This window comes from Paraburkholderia sp. RL17-373-BIF-A, from assembly GCF_046030175.1.
GTDB lineage: Bacteria > Pseudomonadota > Gammaproteobacteria > Burkholderiales > Burkholderiaceae > Paraburkholderia.
On the sequence record NZ_JARESO010000097.1, the window covers coordinates 1 to 17,240 of the forward strand.

Consider the following 17,240-nt stretch of genomic DNA (forward strand, 5'->3'; position numbering starts at 1 on the left):
GCACTGGCGCTGGCACTGGCACCGGCACTGGCACTGGCACTGGCAATGGCAATGGCAATGGCAATGGCAACGGCAACGGCACCGGCACCGGCACCGGCACCGGCACCGGCCAGCTGCTTTGGCATCGGCATCGACACCCGCGTCGGCGTCACGCTGCATGGCGCGCCGCGCGCGAACCCGACGGTAAAGCCCGCCGGCAAGCCGCGGACACAGTTTTAGAGATCTCGCGGCGTCCCGCCGATGTGGTCAAATAGCGTGCTTCGGCCGCCGCGGCGCGGCTGAGCGACAAGAATTCATCAACCACGGCTGGAGGTCCTGTTTGGCGGGGTGTGCGATCGACAAGCTGCGGCGCGGCAAGGCCAGTTCCGGGCGCGGGCATCGCACGCCCATGCGGCGCTGGTGGCGCACGTGGCTGGCATTCGCCCTCGTCATGCTGACGCTTGCCACCGACAACGCCCACGCCGCAAAAGCGGCGGCTAGCTACAAGGTCGATATCGAAGCCACGCCGCGCTCGCTGCGCAAGCTGCTCGAAGCGCACCTGGATATCGCGCGTTTCGCCAAGCGCCCTGACATCAGCGACGACCAGTTCGAGTTTCTGATTACCGCCACGCCCCAGCAGGTCCGCGACTTGGCCTCCACGCAGGGCTATTTCAGCCCGGTCGTGCGCACCGACGTGCGCACTATCGACAATGCGAAGCGCGTCACGGTGAGCGTCGATCCCGGCCCGCAGACCGTCATCTCATCGATTTCGCTGTCGTTTCGCGGGCCGGTGCTGACCGAGGATCCGGCCCAGGAAAACGCCGCGCGCTTCGCATTTTCGCTGCACGAAGGCGATCCGTTCTCGCAGGGCGATTGGGACGATGCGAAAAACGCCTCGCTCAAGGCGCTGCAGGCGCGCCGCTATCTGGGTGCGAAGATTTACCACTCCGAGGCGCGGGTCGATCCACGCACGCACGAGGCGAAACTGTTGGTCACGTACGACAGCGGGCCGACCTTCACGATGGGCAAGCTCGATGTATCGGGTACGCGGCGCTATCCGGAAAAGATCGTTGAGAACGTGAATCCGATCTCCGAGGGTGATATCTACGACGTTCAGCGCATCACCGAATTGCAGCGGCAGTTGCAGAACACGCCGTACTACGCGAGCGTCGCGATCGACGTGGACAGCGACCCGGCCAAGCCGGTCGAGACGCCGGTGCACGTGAAGGTGTCGGAATATCCGTACAACAGCATTCGAGGCGGGGTCGGCTACTCGACGGACAACGGCCCGCTGGTCCAGGGTTCCTATTCGTATCTCGACACGTTCGGCAAAGCGTGGCCGTTCACCATCCAGGGGCGCATCGACCAGATCCAGCAATACGGGCAAATTCAGCTCGCCATGCCGCCGGGGCCGCGTGCGTGGACCAATAGCGTGCTGGCGTCCTACACTACGACCGACGTATCCGACACGCGCATTTACAGTATTCGCGGCGGCGTGCAACGGGCCCGGACCTCGCAATTCATCGACTATAACTACTCGCTCCTCTTCTACCAGGACCGGCTCGATCAGAACGCGTTCGCGCCGACCACGAGCCGCGCGCTGGTGCCGGCTTGGTCGTGGACCCGGCGCAATACCGACGATCCGCTGTTCCCGCGCAAGGGCAACCTGATTCACGTCGAGGCGGGCTTCGCGGTCAAAGGCGCGCTGACCGACCAGACTTTCATCCGCGGCTACGCGCGCGGCCAGCAGTATCTGCCGATCGGCAAGGAAGACCTCGTGCTGATTCGCGCCGAACTAGGCGGCGTGTTCACGAGCGGCCCTTCGAGCGGCATTCCGGCCTCGCTGCTGTTTCGCGCGGGCGGCTCGAATTCGGTGCGCGGCTATGGCTATCAGAGTATCGGTAACAACGTCGACGGTTCGGTGCTGCCCACCAAGTATCTCGTCACGGGCTCGGCCGAGTACCAGCATTGGTTCAGTCACGACTGGGGCGCGGCCGCGTTCTTCGACATCGGCACCGCCACCGACACGTGGGGCGAAAAAGTCTTTTATCCCGGCGTCGGTGTCGGGGCGCGCTGGCGCAGCCCGGTCGGCCCGGTCAACGTCGATGTCGCCTACGGCATTCGCAACAAGAGCGTGCGGCCGTATCTGACGCTTGGCATCGCCTTCTGATGAAAACCTGCTTCCACATGATCCACGCATGACCACGGACGTTTCCGCCCAACCTCCCGCGCAGCCCCCCGGTGCACAACCGCCGGAGCAGCCGCCCGAACAGCAGCCGCCGCCCAGGCGCCGCCTCGGCCGGTTGCTGCTGAAAACGTTCGCGTGGGCGGTGGCCGTGCTGGTGCTGTTGCTCGCGCTGGCGGTGGGTTTGTTGTACGGCGCGCTCACGACCGAGCGCGGCACCGCCTATGCGTGGCAGGCGGCGGTGAAGCTGCTGGGCGGCAAGCTGAGCGGCACGTTGGAGCGAGGCGCTCTCGCCAATGGCCTGCAATTGCGGCAAGTGCGGTGGCGCAGCCTCGACGGCAGCGGCACCGATATCCAGATCGACCGCGTGGCCGGCCGCTGGGCGCTCGCGCGCGAGCCGTGGCGGTTCACCATCGACTATCTGCATATCGGTACGGTGGACGCGCGTATTGGTTCTTCGTCGTCGAGCAGCAGCGGGCCGGTGAAGCTGCCGCAAGACTTGCGCTTACCGATGCAGCTCGACGTTCGCGATGTCCAGGTCGACAAGCTGCTGCTGCATCAGGGCGCGTCGACGACCGAATTCTCGCGCTTCGTCTTTCATGGACGTAGCGACGGACGCCATCACGAGGCCGCGATCGAGCGGCTGGACACGCCGTTCGGCGCGGTGACGGCGGCCGCCAAACTCGACGGTGTGCGGCCGTTTCCGTTGACTGGGGACGTCGGCTATTCGGGCAAGGTGAACGACGAGGCGGTACAGGTGGGTGGCCATCTAAGCGGCTCGCTGGAGAATCTCATCGCGGAACTCGATGCAAGCGGCATGAAACTCGCCGGTCATGCGAGGGTCGAGGCTACGCCGTTCGGCGACGTGCCGTTGCAGCGCGCTACGCTGACCTTCGATCACATCAACCCGCAGGCTTTTGCGCCCGGCGCGCCGTTGGCCGACCTGGCCGTTCGGGCGGAGTTGCAGCCGGTGGGGCAGGGTGCGGCGGAAGAGGTCGTGTTGGGGGCGAGTGGGGTAACGGGGGCAAGTGCGGCGAGTGCGACAGGCGCTGCGCGCGGGGCCGGTGCGGCAAGTGGGGCGAAGGCAGCGGCAAAGGCCGCGAGTTCGGCGAGTGGTGGCAATGCCACGAGCGTCACGAAGGCTGCGAGTACCACGAACGCCCCCCACGCCACCAGCGCTTCCAGTTCAGCCAACGCAGCCAGTGCCGGCCGCGCTGCCAGCCAAAGCGCCCTCGCGGGCGCAGGCAATGCCGCCAGCGCAGCGCAACCACCCATAGCGACAACCGGCAAACGCGACGCCAACCCCGACACCACCGCCAAACCCGCCGCGACTTTCGCAGTCACCGGCCACGTCTCGATCGTCAACGCCAAACCCGGTGCGATCGACCAGAACCTGCTGCCGATCATCGACGCCAACGCCGACGTTCGGCTCGACGCCCAGGCGCAGCGCATCTCGAACCTGAACGTGCGACTCGTAAAGAACGCCACGCTCACTGGTGGCGGCGCACTGAGCGGTAAGCGTGGGCAGTTCGATCTGAAAGTCGCCAACCTCGACCTGAACGCGCTGCAAGCAACGGTGCGGCCCACACAGCTGTCTGGCCCTATCGGCGTGCGTCTGAACGACGACGTGCAGAGCCTCACACTCGATCTCGCCGACCCGAAAGCGGCGCTGCGCGCCCAGGGCAAAGTGACATTCGATCCCGCCCGCATGAGCTTCAATGACGTACGCATTACGTCGGGCAAAGGCCGCATCGATCTGTCAGGCGCGCTCAAGCACGACGCGAATTCCACCTACAACCTGAAAGCGCAGCTGATCGATTTCGACCCGTTGACGCTGGCTTCGCAGATGCCGTCGCACAAGCCGGTGACTGGACCGACGCCGGCACCGTCGGCAAGCCGTGCCAAAAACAGCAAAACCGCGGAGGCTGCCGCGCAAGTGGGCAGCACGGCCGGCGCAAAAAGCGCCGCGCCCGCCGACAAGGCCGCCGCCGTCGTGAAAAACACCGCCAAGGCGGCAGTCAAAAGCGAAGTAGTCGAGCGCAAAACCCCGCCGCCGCCGAAACGCGGCGCCCCGCCTGCCCGCAAGATCGAGGCACGTGTGAACGGCACGCTCACCGCGGCCGGCATGCTCGGCCCGGTCTTCACGACCAAGGCCGAATTCAAGCTCGGGCCGAGCGTCTACGACGGCCTGCCGTTGACCGGCGGCGGCACAATCCAACTGGCGGGCTCGCGGATTTTGCCGAGCCGCGCGAACCTCTCGGTCGCGGGCAACCAGGTGGATCTGCAAGGCAGCTTCGGCGCACGCGGCGACCGGCTGAAGTTCCGCGTCGACGCGCCGGAACTGGAGCGCCTCGGCTTCGGTCTCGCCGGACTCGTCGCGGCCGATGGCGACGTCACCGGCTCGTTCGCGCATCCGAATGTCGTGCTGAACTACAAGGCCGACAGCGTGGTGTTCGGCAGTAACCGCATCGGCCACGCGGAAGGACACGCCGAACTGCGCGACGGCGCGAACGGCGCGCTGGTCTTTACCACCGACGCGCGTAACCTCAGCGCAGGCGGCGTCGATCTGAACGTGCTCACGGCGCGTCTGTCCGGCACGCGCGCCAATCACACGCTCGAGGCCGCCGCCACCGGCAAGCTGCAAGACCGTCCGCTCGATCTCACGCTAGCCGCCAACGGCAAGCTGACCGAAGCGCGCGACGGCACGCGCTGGGACGGCACCGTCACGCGCCTGCAGAATCGCGGCACACCGGCGTTGAATCTCGAGTCGCCGCTCGCCGTCAGCGCCGGGCCGGACCGCCTGACGCTCGGCACGACGCGGCTCACGCTCGAAGGCGCGGTGCTGAGCCTGAAAACCTTTGCCTTCGACCACGGCAAGATTCAGTCGGCAGGCAGTTTGACCGGCATTTCAGTCGCGCGTCTGCAGGCTCTGCGGCACGAGATCACGGGTGAGCCGCCGCACGTCAAAACCGATCTGGTGTTCGACGGCGACTGGGACTTCGCGCTCGGCAGCACGGCGACCGGCCACATCCAGTTGCAGCGCCGTAGCGGCGACGTCACGGTTGAAATCGGCCGGGGCCTCGCCTCGCTCGGTATTTCGAGTATCGCCGCGCGCGCCGAATTCAGCGGCGGCAACCGGCTCAACGCCACTTTTCACGCGCAGGCGAGCCGCATCGGCGTGATCGACGCCGACGCGCACACCACGCTGGTGATGCGCGACGGCTTCCTGACCGTCAACGAGGACGGCGCGCTCACCGGCAATGTGAACGCCAACGTGCCGTCGCTGAAAACCACCGGCGGCCTGTTCGGTCCGAGCTATCTGCTCGACGGCCACCTCGCGCTCAAGCTCGCGCTCGCCGGCACCGTCGCCAAGCCGAACCTGACCGGCTCGCTGCTCGGCGACGGTCTCTCCGCGACGATGGTCGATCAGGGCGTGCAGTTGAAGGACGGCGTGGTGCGCATCGCGCTTTCGCACAATCTGGTGGACTTTCAACAGGTCGAATTCAATGGCGCGAGCGGCACTTTGCGCGCCACCGGCCGTGTGCGTCTGGACGGCGCGGAGCCGGATCTGACGGCGAGCATTGTCGCGGACAAGCTCGAATTGTTCGCGGCGCCGGATCGCAACCTGTCGCTGTCGGGCAGCGCGAGCGTCGCGAATGCCGGCGCGCAAGGCGGCATGGCGATCAACGGCAAATTCGTCGTCGATCACGCGTTGTTCGACATGCCGGAACAGTCCGCGCCGAAGCTCGGCGACGACGTCGTGGTGGTGCGCCCGGACGGTTCGGTGGCCGGCGAGCGGCCACCGCCTGTGCCTGGCACCAACAAGCCGATTGGCCCGTTCGCCCCGCGCGCCAATATCGACATCAGCCTCGGCAACAACTTCCGCTTCCGCGGCCAGGGCGCGGACCTGGGCCTGACCGGCACGATCACCGCGATGAGCGCGCCGAACCTGCCACTGCGCGCGGTGGGGAACGTGCGCGTCACGCAGGGCTCGACCTACACCGCGTTCGGCCGCAAGCTCAACATCGAGAACGGCTTCTTCACCTTCAACGGGCCTGTGGCCAATCCGGGCATCAACATCCTGGCCATGCGCCGCAACCAGCAGGTCGAGGCGGGCGTGCAGGTCACGGGCACGGTTCAATTCCCGACGGCGAAGCTGGTGTCGGAGCCGAACGTGCCGGATAACGAAAAGCTCTCGTGGCTGTTGTTCGGCCACGGCACGGATCAGGGTAATAACCTCGGCCAGCAAAGCACGATGACGACGGCGCTCGCACTGCTCGGCAGCGCAAGCGGCAAGCGGATCGCGCAGACTTTCGGGCTCGACGAGTTTTCGATCGGACGAAGCGAAGTGGGGCTGACCGATCCGCAGGTGGTGATGGTGTCGAAGGCGATCAACGAGCGGCTCGTAATCGGCTACGAACAGGGGCTGCAGTCGGCGAGCAATGCGATCAAGGCGACGGTCAACCTGACGCGTTACTGGTCGGTCGCGGCTTACGGCGGCACGTTCTCCGGCGTCGATCTGCTTTACACGCGGCGCTTCGACCGGATCCGCTGGTAATGCGCTGCGGGCGCGCTTAAGTCTTCGCGCTGAGGCAAAAAAAACGGCACGCCTTTTCAGGGCGTGCCGTTTTTTCATGCGTGCCTTCGGCGTGAGACGCCGCGCTTTATTTCACGCGCATGCCCGGCTTCGCGCCGCTATCCGGCTCGAGCACATACAGGCCCGGTTCCGCTTTCTCGTCGGTGGCGGATGCGGCCAGCACCATGCCTTCGGACAGGCCGAACTTCATCTTGCGCGGCGCGAGGTTCGCGACCATCACCGTCAGTTTGCCGACCAGTTGCTCCGGCTGATACGCCGACTTGATGCCCGAAAACACGTTGCGGGTTTTCTCTTCGCCGACATCGAGCGTGAGTTGCAGCAGCTTGTCCGAACCTTCCACCGCCTTGCAGTCGACGATCTTCGCAATGCGCAAATCGATCTTCGCGAAGTCGTCGATCGAGATGACGCCGGGCGTTTCGTCCTTGTCGGCGGCGGCCGCTTTCGCTGCCTTCGACTTGCCCTTGGCGTCGGCCGGAGCAGCGGCTTCCGGCGTGGCTTGCAGCGAGTCGCGATTGGCTGCCAGCAGCGCTTCGATCTGCTTCGGATCGACGCGCGTCATCAGATGCTTGTACGCGTTGATCGGGCGGGCGGAGCTGAGCGGCACGTTGGCGTCGGCCCACACCAGCGGTTCGATGCCGAGGAAGCCTTCGACCGCTTCGGCGAGCTTCGGCAACACCGGCTTGAGCGCCAGCGACAGTAGCCGGAACGCTTCGATGCTTACCGTACAAGTTTCATGCAGCGCGACGCTGTTCGCCGGGTCTTTCGCCTGATCCCACGGCTTGGCGGTGTCGACATAGGCATTCACGGCGTCGGCCAGTTCCATGGTCTGACGCAGCGCGCGGTTGTACTCGCGCGCTTCGTAGTTCGCGGCGATTTGCGGCACGGCGGCGCGCAGCGAGGCGAGCAGCGGATGCTGCATCGCGCTGTCCTGCACGCGGCCGTCGAAGCGCTTGATCAGGAAGCCGGCGGCGCGGCTCGCGATGTTCACGTATTTGCCGACCAGATCGCTGTTCACGCGCGCCTGGAAGTCGTCGAGGTTCAGGTCGAGGTCTTCCATCGTGCTGTTCAGCTTGGCCGCGAAGTAGTAGCGCAGCCATTCCGGATTTAGTCCCGTGTCGATCACGCTCTGCGCGGTGATGAACGTGCCGCGCGACTTCGACATCTTCGCGCCGTCCACGGTCAGGAAGCCGTGCGCGAACACGTTGGTCGGCGTGCGGTGGCCCGAAAACTCGAGCATGGCCGGCCAGAACAGCGTGTGGAAATACAGAATGTCCTTGCCGATGAAGTGATACTGCTCGGCCGTCGAACCCTTGCGAATCCACGCGTCGAAGTCGAGGCCGCGTTTTTCGGCGAGATTCTTGAAGCTCGCGTAGTAACCGACCGGCGCGTCCAGCCACACGTAAAAATACTTGCCCGGCGCGCCCGGAATCTCGAAGCCGAAATACGGCGCGTCGCGCGAGATGTCCCAATCGGCGAGCTTGGCTTCGCCGGCGTCGCCGAGCCACTCGCGCATCTTGTTGGTGGCTTCCGGCTGCGCCAGACCGCCCACCCACGCGCGCAGGAAATTCTCGCAGCGCGGATCGGAGAGGCGGAAAAAATAGTGCGTCGACGTTTTACGAATCGGCGTGGCGCCGGAGACGACTGAGTACGGGTTGATCAACTCGGTGGGCAGATAAGTCGAGCCGCATACTTCGCAGCTGTCGCCGTACTGGTCTTTCGCGCCGCATTTCGGGCATTCGCCCTTGATGAAGCGATCCGGCAGGAACATTTCCTTGACCGGGTCGTATGCCTGTTCGATATCGCGCGCGTCGATCAGGCCCGCTTCCTTGAGCGCCAGATAGACGTTTTCGCTGAGAACGCGGTTCTCTTCGGAGTCGGTCGTGTAGTAATTGTCGAACGAAATCCCGAAGCTGTCGAAGTCGCGCTTGTGTTCCTGCCAGACGCGGTCGATCAGCTGCTTCGGCGTGAGACCTTCTTTCTCCGCGCGCAGCATGACGGGCGTGCCGTGCGTGTCGTCGGCGCCCACGTAGTAGACCTCGTGCCCGTGCATTCGCAACGTCCGGACCCAGATGTCCGTCTGGATATATTCGACCAGATGGCCAATATGGATTTGCCCGTTCGCATACGGAAGGGCCGACGTGACGAGAATCTGGCGACGGCCTGACGGCGCGCCTGCGGAGAGATCGGTTACGGGTGCTGACATAAGGATGGTGGGAGCCTGCGGTGGGACGAAAGGTTGATTCTAGCAGGGCAGGCGCCGGGCGCGGGGCGGGCCGCCTGAGGCGCGGGCTGAGTCATCGCGGGGCGGCGCGGCGTGTAAACCGAGCGTCCAAAAAAAACCGGGGCTATTAACCCCGGAGCAACAACGACAAGAGGAGAATGGTGACGCGGCGGCATCGCCAGCCACGTACCGTAAAGACAGACAGCGGATTTTGCGCAGAGTTCGAAATTTTTTTCGTTCTCGTGCAAGATTCCTTTTTTCCGCCTTCCACGGCTTTCTAAAGCATAACGGTCGCCGGTGATGCAGCCCCAGCGACCGGCTTTCTCAATCTCCCGCGGTCTCGTCCTTATTGCGTGGTGTGCTGAGCCGTGGCGCGCAGATAGATTTCCACGCGGCGGTTCGCTGCACGACCGGCTTCGGTGTTGTTGTCGGCGATCGGCTGGGTTTGGCCCAGGCCTTGTGCCGACAGGCGCTGCGGCGCGACGCCGCGCTGGCCCAGGTAGCCCGTCACGCTTTCCGCGCGGTTGACCGACAGCGTCTGGTTGTACGCCGGCTGGCCCGTGCTGTCCGTGTGCCCGACCACCTGAGCGATCAGTTCCGGATTCTGTTGCATGGTCTGCGCCAGTTGGTCCAGCACCGGCGCGAACGACGGCTTGACCGCGTAGCTGTTGGTGTCGAACGTGACAGAACTCGGAATGTTCAGCTTGAGCGAGCCATCCGGCTGTTCGGTGATCTGCGTGCCGGTGCCCTTGGTGGCGCCCGACAGCTTGTTGTGAATGGCTTGCCAGTTGTAGCCGGTGATGCCGCCCACCGCCGCGCCGACGCCCGCGCCGATCGCCGCGCCCTTACCGCCGCCGAAGATCGCGCCCAGCGCAGCGCCCGTGCCGGCGCCCACGCCCGTACCGACCGCCGTGTTGGTGCCCTGTTGGGTGGCGCAACCCGCCAGCAGCGAACCGGCAACAGCAAAGACAGCCAGGCGAGTCATAATTTTTGCATTCATTTTTGATTCCTCTTGAGTGAAGCCAGTCAGGCAAGCAAGGCGGCGATATGAAAAAATCCGTACGGCGAACCTGACGGCAGTAAAGCCGCCGGCTCGACAATACGAGAAGTCTTACGCCCTGCTCAGCCTCGGTCCGACAGTAAAGAAGGGTCTTCCGGCAAGGCTTGCCGCCAGCCACTACAATAATGGCTGAAGCATGCAGCGATGCGGCCCCCTGGCGTTCCGCCTGCCCGAAGGGTGCCCGGCACGCTTGGTTTTCGCAATGCTGTCTAACAATTTCTTTCAAATTCCGGCGCGTGGCCGAGATTTCGATTCCGCTGCGCCGCAGGTGTTCCCCACGGAGTGTCAATGAGTATCGATCGGGCTTTGGTCGACGCTGCCCTCGCAGCCGTCGCTGACCCCAACACCGGCCGGCCCTACGCGGCCGCCAAGAACATCAAGAACGTCGCGGTGCAGGGTGACACGGTTAGCGTCGACGTGGTACTCGGCTATCCCGCCATGCGCCAATTCGACGCGATCCGCACGCAATTTTCGGATGCGCTGCGCGCCGTGCCGGGTGTGGCCGACGTGCGTGTCCAGGTGTCGCAGCAGATCGCGGCGCATACCGTGCAGCGTGGCGTGAAACTGTTGCCGAACGTTAAAAACATCGTCGCGGTGGCGTCGGGCAAGGGCGGTGTCGGCAAGAGCACGACCGCCGTGAATCTTGCGCTGGCGCTGGCGAGCGAAGGCGCGTCGGTCGGTATTCTCGACGCGGACATCTATGGCCCGTCGTTGCCGATGATGCTCGGCATCGTCGGCCGCCCCGAGTCGCCCGACGAGAAGTCGATGAACCCGATGACCGGCCACGGCTTGCAGGCCAATTCGATCGGCTTCCTGATCGAGCAGGACAACCCGATGGTGTGGCGCGGCCCAATGGCCACTTCCGCGTTGGAACAACTGCTGCGGCAGACCAACTGGCGCGATCTCGACTACCTGATCGTCGACATGCCGCCGGGCACTGGCGACATTCAGCTGACGCTGTCGCAACGCGTGCCGGTGACGGGCGCCGTGATCGTCACCACGCCGCAGGACATCGCGCTGCTCGACGCGAAGAAGGGTCTCAAGATGTTCGAGAAGGTCGGCATTCCGATCCTCGGCATCGTCGAGAACATGGGTATGCATATCTGCTCGAATTGCGGCCACGAAGAGCATATCTTCGGCGCCGGCGGCGGCGAGCGCATGGGCAAGGAATACGGCGTCGACGTGCTGGGCAGCCTGCCGCTCGACATTGCGATCCGCGAGCAGGCCGACTCGGGCAAGCCGACCGTGGTGGCCGACCCGCAAGGACGCATCGCGGAAATCTACCGGTCGATCGCGCGCAAGGTGGCGATCCATATCGCCGAACGCGCTCGCGACATGACGTCGAAGTTTCCCAATATCGTGGTCCAGAACACCTGAGAAAACGCCGGGCCGCCCCAAGTTTTGTCCCCCCTCGGGGGGCTGGCGCGAAGCGACAGGTTGGGGGCGCTCTTGACAGCCGTTCGGACAAGGGCCCAAGGCGTCTGTTTTCGCCTGGTCTCGCGGTATCATGTCGACTTCACAAGTTCGGCTCGGCGGCCGCAGGGGCGGCCGCCAGGCCGGCAAGAGGATCGCATGGGAAAACGAATCGACGGGCAGGCGGTGCATGCGTTCATCGTCCTGGCTGCCAGCAGTGTGCTGTTATGCGGCTGTAGCGCGTTCCTGAGACCACAGGAAAAACGTGCGGACGCGCAGTTGCTGCCCACCGTGGGCAATCAGGCGCGCGGTCTCGTCACGTTCATCGAGCGCTCGGACGGCGTGCAGGTTACCTACAATCTCTCGGGCATGCCGCCCAATAGCGACCACGCTTTGCAAGTGCACGAGCGCGGCGACTGCAATGCCGCCGACGGTTCCAGCGCCGGCCAGGTGTTCTCGCCGGCCGCCGAGCGTCTGAAATCGGGCGCGCGGGTCGAGGGCGACCTCGGCAATATTCACGCGGACGCGAACGGCGTGGCCACGGGCTTCATCGTCGCGCCGGACGTCTCGCTCGACGGCATCCGCTCGGTGTTGCAGCGCGCGGTTCTGCTGCATCACGACGCGACCGATCCGTACGCCTATCCGCAGCATGGCGCGGGCCCCGCGCTCGCGTGCGGATTGATTCGCCAATGAGCGTTGCGCGTGCCGCTTGATCGAGGCCCGCGCGCAGGCTGCCGGCGTTCAGCCAGGCGGCCTCGGGGCTGGCATCGGGCCGCTCCCGAACCCAACCTGCGGCAGCATTCTCACGATCGCGTAAAATAAGCGCCTTTCGTTCGGCTGCCTCGCCGGAGTGCCCGTCCTGCCGAGTAGGCGGGGCACTTAGCCGAAGGGGCTTAGAGCGCCGAACGGCCCGCGGCGTGGCTTTGTATCCGAAGTCAGCGCAACGAAGGCGCGCAGTAAGCCAAAAGTGACCCGGCACTTACCGGGTCGTTATCCGTCATACCTCTGTCATTCACGTCGAGCAGCGTTCACCTATGACTATCAAATCCGACAAGTGGATCCGGCGCATGGCCGCGTCGCACAACATGATCGAGCCGTTCGCGCCCGATCAGGTTCGCGTCTCCGAAGACGGCCGGAAGATTGTCAGCTACGGCACGTCGAGCTATGGCTACGACATCCGCTGCGCCGACGAATTCAAGATCTTCACCAACATCAACTCGACCATCGTCGATCCGAAAAACTTCGACGAGAAGTCGTTTGTCGACTTCAAGGGCGATGTCTGCATCATCCCGCCGAATTCGTTCGCGCTCGCGCGCACGGTCGAGTATTTCCGCATTCCGCGCAGCGTGCTGACCGTGTGTCTGGGCAAGTCGACGTATGCGCGTTGCGGGATCATCGTCAACGTGACGCCGTTCGAGCCGGAATGGGAAGGGCACGTCACGCTCGAATTCTCGAATACGACACCTTTGCCTGCGAAAATCTACGCGAACGAAGGCGTCGCTCAAGTGCTGTTTTTCGAAAGCGACGAGATTTGTGAAACGTCGTACGCGGATCGCGGCGGCAAATATCAAGGTCAGCACGGCGTCACGTTGCCCAAGACGTGACGTCGGCAGCGTACTGACCCACCAGCTATACCGGGTGACCGCTGCAATTTAGAGAATGCAGCGGTCGTTCTTTTTGGAGAATCGCCCATGAAGTTTCGTTTTCCCGTCGTCATCATCGACGAAGATTTCCGCTCCGAGAACATCTCGGGTTCCGGCATCCGGGCCTTGGCCGAAGCCATCGAGAAAGAAGGCGCGGAAGTGCTCGGGTTGACGAGCTATGGCGATCTGACTTCGTTCGCGCAGCAGTCGAGCCGCGCCTCGTGCTTTATCCTCTCGATCGACGACGACGAACTGCTGCCGTACGTCGATAACGTGGTGGTGGAAGGCGAGACGCCGGAGCTGGCCGCCGCGATCGTCGCGCTGCGCGCGTTCGTGACCGAAGTGCGCCGCCGCAACGCCGACATTCCGATCTTCCTGTACGGCGAAACGCGCACCTCGCGTCACTTGCCGAACGACATCCTGCGCGAACTGCACGGCTTCATCCACATGTTCGAGGACACGCCGGAGTTCGTCGCGCGCCATATCATCCGCGAGACCAAGGTGTATCTGGATTCGCTCGCGCCGCCGTTCTTCAAGGAACTGGTGCAGTACGCGGACGAAGGCTCGTATTCGTGGCACTGCCCGGGGCACTCGGGCGGCGTGGCGTTCCTGAAGAGCCCGCTCGGCCAGATGTTCCACCAGTTCTTCGGCGAGAACATGCTGCGCGCGGACGTGTGCAACGCCGTCGACGAACTCGGCCAGCTGCTCGATCACACCGGTCCGGTGGCGGCGTCCGAGCGCAACGCGGCGCGCATTTTCAGCGCGGACCACGTGTTCTTCGTGACCAACGGCACGTCCACGTCGAACAAGATCGTCTGGCACGGCACGGTTGCGCCGGGCGACATCGTGCTGGTGGACCGCAACTGCCACAAGTCGATCCTGCACGCGATCACCATGACCGGCGCGATTCCGGTGTTCCTCACGCCCACGCGCAATAACTTCGGCATCATCGGGCCGATTCCGCGCAGCGAGTTCGAACCGGAAAACATCAAGAAGAAGATTCTCGCGAACCCATTCGCCCGCGAAGCACTCGCGAAGAATCCGGAACTCAAGCCGCGCATTTTGACCATCACGCAGAGCACCTACGACGGCGTGATCTACAACGTCGAGATGATCAAGGAGATGCTGGGCGACTGGCTCGACACGCTGCACTTCGACGAAGCCTGGCTGCCGCACGCGGAATTCCACGAGTTCTATCAGGACATGCACGCGATCGGCGCGGGGCGTCCGCGCATCGGCGCGATGGTGTTCGCCACGCACTCCACGCACAAGCTGCTGGCCGGCATTTCGCAGGCTTCGCAGATCGTCGTGCAGGATTCGAAGAACAGCCGCTTCGACAAGCATCGCTTCAATGAAGCGTATCTGATGCACACGTCGACCAGCCCGCAGTACGCGATCATCGCCTCGTGCGACGTGGCCGCGGCCATGATGGAAGCGCCGGGCGGCACTGCGCTCGTCGAAGAGTCGATCGCAGAGGCGTTGGACTTCCGTCGCGCGATGAGCAAGGTCGACGCCGAATACGGCGACGACTGGTTCTTCAAGGTGTGGGGCCCGGACCAGTTCGCCGAAGAAGGCATCGGCTCGCGCGAAGACTGGATGCTGCGCCCGAACGACAAGTGGCACGGCTTCGGTCCGCTCGCCGAGGGCTTCAACATGCTCGACCCGATCAAGGCGACCATCGTCACGCCGGGTCTGGACATGGACGGCGGCTTCGGCGAGTCGGGCATTCCGGCTGCGATCGTCACGAAGTACCTGGCCGAGCACGGCATCATCGTCGAGAAGACCGGGCTGTATTCGTTCTTCATCATGTTCACGATCGGCATCACCAAGGGCCGCTGGAACTCGATGGTCACCGAACTCCAGCAGTTCAAGGACGACTACGACAACAACCAGCCGCTGTGGCGCGTGCTGCCCGAGTTCGTCTCGCATCATCCGATGTACGAGCGCGTCGGTCTGCGCGATCTGTGCGAGCAGATTCACAGCGTGTACCGTGCGAACGACATCGCGCGCTTGACGACCGAGATGTATCTGTCGAGCATGGAACCGGCCATGAAGCCGTCCGACGCGTTCGCCAAGCTCGCGCACCGCGAGATCGATCGCGTGCCTATCGACGAACTCGAAGGCCGCGTCACGTCGATCCTGTTGACGCCGTATCCGCCGGGCATTCCGCTGCTGATTCCGGGCGAGCGCTTCAACAGGACCATCGTCAACTATTTGCGTTTCGCGCGCGAGTTCAACGAGCGCTTCCCGGGTTTCCACACGGACATCCACGGACTCGTCGGCGAAACGATCAACGGGCGCATCGAATACTTCGTCGATTGCGTTCGCGCCTGACGATGCGGCGGGTGAAGTCCCTGTTGGCGGCCAGCGTCGGCGTTCGCGGCGCGCGTCGCGCGTTCGGCGCGTTGGCGCTGGCTTCGGCTGCGGTGCTCGGCGCGCTTCCGCTATCGGCGCACGCCGAAGTCGCCGCCGCCGATCCGATCGACGCGTCGATGCGCGCGTGTCTTGCGCGCAGCGACATGTCGTCGACAACAGGGCAAGTGCAGTGCATGGACAACGCGCGGATCGGCTGGAAGACTGCGCTCGATAACGCGTGGCAGCAGCTTCAGCAGAAGTTGCCGCCCGCGCAGCGCAAGCAGTGGGAAAAGAGTCAGGCGAGCTGGCAGGCTTCACGCGATGCCGAGAAACAGTTGCTTGCGGCCGTGTTCGCCACGACGCGCGGCACGATGTACGTGCTCGCCGAAGCCGACATGCAATTGCAGCCGGTGCGCGACCGCGCGCTCGCGCTGCGCAGCGCGGTGGCGAAGGCGAGTGCCGGCGGCGATCCGCCGCGCCGGGTGCGTGCCTGCAGCGCGGACGCGCAGTGCGAACATGCGATGTTCGATCTGAACCGCTATTACCGACGCTTGCAGTCGAAGATGCCGGCGCGTACGCGTCCGACATTGACGCATGCACAGAAGGCGTGGACTACGTATCTGAACGCCACGACGCCGGTGGTCGATGAGCGCAGTCGTATCGATGTGATCGGCGCGCGGGTCGCGACACTCAAGCGACTGTCGGAAACAGTCGGCAATAGTTGAGCGGTGTGCTCGGGCGTGAGCCTGCTTAATTGACTATGTAGCCTTCCGCTTCCGGGCTCGGCAATTGAACAGCCGGTTCGCCGAGCATGTCGCGCATGGCGTCCTCGATTGCCACGGACATCAGGTTGAGCGCGAGGTCGTTGTCGTCGATGCCGAAAGGCTCTTCGATTTGCGATGCAATGGCTTCGTGCGCCATGAACGTGTACGCCACGAAGACCGCGAAGACGGGCGTGAAGATGCCGATGCTGTCCACCAGTCCGAACGGCAGGGACGCGCAGAAGAAATACACCGTGCGGTGAATCATCACCGAATAGGCGAACGGCAGCGGCGTCGAAGCAATGCGCTCGCATCCGCCGATTACTTCCGAGATTCCATTCAGATTCCGATCGAAGGCGATGACCGCCATTGGATCGATCGCGCCTGAGCGAGCGTGGCGTTGCACCCATTCGCCGAGGTAAAGCATCAAGGTGGCCGGTTTGTAGCGCGACGCTATGACGCGGGCGAAGAGGGCTGGCGGCAGGCGTTCGGCGAGGTCTTCGCGTGGGTCGCCCTTGCGGAGTTGATGACGCAGCGCGTGCGGGAGGGCGCTGAGCGCTATGAAAAATTCTTTGATGTCTTCTTGTGGGAGCTGTTTTGTCGGCAGCGTGAGCGTCTGGCGGATGAGTGAGCGTGACTCGTTCAGCAGTTGGCCCCAGAGCTTGCGGGCTTCCCACCAGCGGTCGTAGCTGGCGTTGTTTCTGAAGCCCAGGAACACCGCCAGCGCGATGCCTATCAAAGAGAAGGGCGCCGTGGTGTTGAGGTTGAGCGAGATCGGGAGCAGGTGGTCGTGGGCCGCCACGGCGACGATCGAAATGCAGAAGATCAGGAATAGGCGCGGGAGCAACTGCGGGAGGACGGAGCCTCGCCAGGCTAGCAGCATGCGGAACCAATGGAGGTGGGGGCGGATGATCATTGGGGTGTGCTTTTTGCCTGCGGCGCTTCGGGGTTTCTATTATCGCTTTTTTGGGTTTTTGGCGGATGTTTTGGGCGTTGGCCTTTCATTGTTTTGTTAGTGGTCTATTA

11 protein-coding genes are annotated in these 17,240 nt (G+C 64.0%); 8 read left to right on the plus strand and 3 right to left on the minus strand.

Annotated elements, in window-relative coordinates; genetic code table 11:
- From P0D80_RS46110 to P0D80_RS46120, 3 genes are all read left to right on the plus strand, one after another.
- On the plus strand, positions 1-219 hold a 219-nt coding region (locus P0D80_RS46110; protein ID WP_408294449.1), incomplete at its 5' end, for a hypothetical protein.
- A gap of 100 nt (positions 220-319) precedes the next feature.
- A complete protein-coding gene (locus tag P0D80_RS46115; protein WP_408180691.1) occupies positions 320-2,149 on the plus strand; it encodes an autotransporter assembly complex protein TamA in 1,830 nt (609 codons plus the stop codon).
- Between the two features lie 28 nt (positions 2,150-2,177).
- The gene (locus tag P0D80_RS46120) at positions 2,178-6,722 is read left to right on the plus strand and encodes a translocation/assembly module TamB domain-containing protein (RefSeq protein WP_408294452.1); all 4,545 of its coding nucleotides are present in this window, start codon (positions 2,178-2,180) and stop codon (positions 6,720-6,722) included.
- Positions 6,723-6,828: 106 nt separating this feature from the next.
- Here the strand turns inward: P0D80_RS46120 and metG are convergent, their stop codons facing one another.
- A complete protein-coding gene (gene metG / locus P0D80_RS46125; protein ID WP_408180689.1) occupies positions 6,829-8,964 on the minus strand; it encodes a methionine--tRNA ligase in 2,136 nt (711 codons plus the stop codon).
- Between the two features lie 364 nt (positions 8,965-9,328).
- Positions 9,329-9,982, minus strand: coding sequence for a YiaD family glycine zipper/OmpA-like lipoprotein (locus P0D80_RS46130; RefSeq protein WP_132375682.1), 654 nt, complete (start codon positions 9,980-9,982; stop codon positions 9,329-9,331).
- A gap of 348 nt (positions 9,983-10,330) precedes the next feature.
- On the opposite strand from P0D80_RS46130, the gene apbC reads away from it, so the two are divergent.
- The 5 genes from apbC (at position 10,331) to P0D80_RS46155 (ending at position 16,178) form a co-directional block, all read left to right on the plus strand.
- Positions 10,331-11,419 (plus strand): iron-sulfur cluster carrier protein ApbC, encoded by a 1,089-nt coding sequence (gene apbC / locus P0D80_RS46135; RefSeq protein WP_408180688.1) that lies wholly within the window; start codon positions 10,331-10,333, stop codon positions 11,417-11,419.
- A 195-nt stretch (positions 11,420-11,614) separates the two neighbouring features.
- Positions 11,615-12,148: a superoxide dismutase family protein gene (locus tag P0D80_RS46140; RefSeq protein WP_132375678.1), complete on the plus strand. Its 534-nt coding sequence runs from the start codon at positions 11,615-11,617 to the stop codon at positions 12,146-12,148.
- Positions 12,149-12,489: 341 nt separating this feature from the next.
- Positions 12,490-13,059, plus strand: a complete 570-nt coding sequence (gene dcd, locus P0D80_RS46145) for a dCTP deaminase (RefSeq protein WP_012432068.1) — start codon at positions 12,490-12,492, stop codon at positions 13,057-13,059.
- 87 nt (positions 13,060-13,146) lie between these two features.
- Entirely contained in the window at positions 13,147-15,432 is a 2,286-nt protein-coding gene (locus P0D80_RS46150; RefSeq protein WP_408294459.1) for an Orn/Lys/Arg family decarboxylase, read from the plus strand.
- A 2-nt stretch (positions 15,433-15,434) separates the two neighbouring features.
- On the plus strand, positions 15,435-16,178 hold the full coding sequence (locus P0D80_RS46155; RefSeq protein ID WP_408294462.1) for a lysozyme inhibitor LprI family protein: 744 nt from the start codon (positions 15,435-15,437) through the stop codon (positions 16,176-16,178).
- 25 nt (positions 16,179-16,203) lie between these two features.
- Here P0D80_RS46155 and P0D80_RS46160 read toward each other — a convergent pair whose 3' ends face one another.
- Positions 16,204-17,130: a bestrophin family protein gene (locus P0D80_RS46160; RefSeq protein ID WP_408180686.1), complete on the minus strand. Its 927-nt coding sequence runs from the start codon at positions 17,128-17,130 to the stop codon at positions 16,204-16,206.
- Positions 17,131-17,240: the final 110 nt, after the last annotated feature.

Bases quoted from the DNA above. Each gene is read 5' to 3' on its own strand.
- P0D80_RS46120 (WP_408294452.1), top strand. From the start codon at position 2,178: ATGACCACGGACGTTTCCGCCCAACCTCCCGCGCAGCCCCCCGGTGCA.
- P0D80_RS46155 (WP_408294462.1), top strand. From the start codon at position 15,435: ATGCGGCGGGTGAAGTCCCTGTTGGCGGCCAGCGTCGGCGTTCGCGGC.
- apbC (WP_408180688.1), top strand. From the start codon at position 10,331: ATGAGTATCGATCGGGCTTTGGTCGACGCTGCCCTCGCAGCCGTCGCT.
- P0D80_RS46150 (WP_408294459.1), top strand. From the start codon at position 13,147: ATGAAGTTTCGTTTTCCCGTCGTCATCATCGACGAAGATTTCCGCTCC.
- dcd (WP_012432068.1), top strand. From the start codon at position 12,490: ATGACTATCAAATCCGACAAGTGGATCCGGCGCATGGCCGCGTCGCAC.
- P0D80_RS46130 (WP_132375682.1), bottom strand. From the start codon at position 9,982: ATGAATGCAAAAATTATGACTCGCCTGGCTGTCTTTGCTGTTGCCGGT.
- metG (WP_408180689.1), bottom strand. From the start codon at position 8,964: ATGTCAGCACCCGTAACCGATCTCTCCGCAGGCGCGCCGTCAGGCCGT.
- P0D80_RS46160 (WP_408180686.1), bottom strand. From the start codon at position 17,130: ATGATCATCCGCCCCCACCTCCATTGGTTCCGCATGCTGCTAGCCTGG.
- P0D80_RS46140 (WP_132375678.1), top strand. From the start codon at position 11,615: ATGGGAAAACGAATCGACGGGCAGGCGGTGCATGCGTTCATCGTCCTG.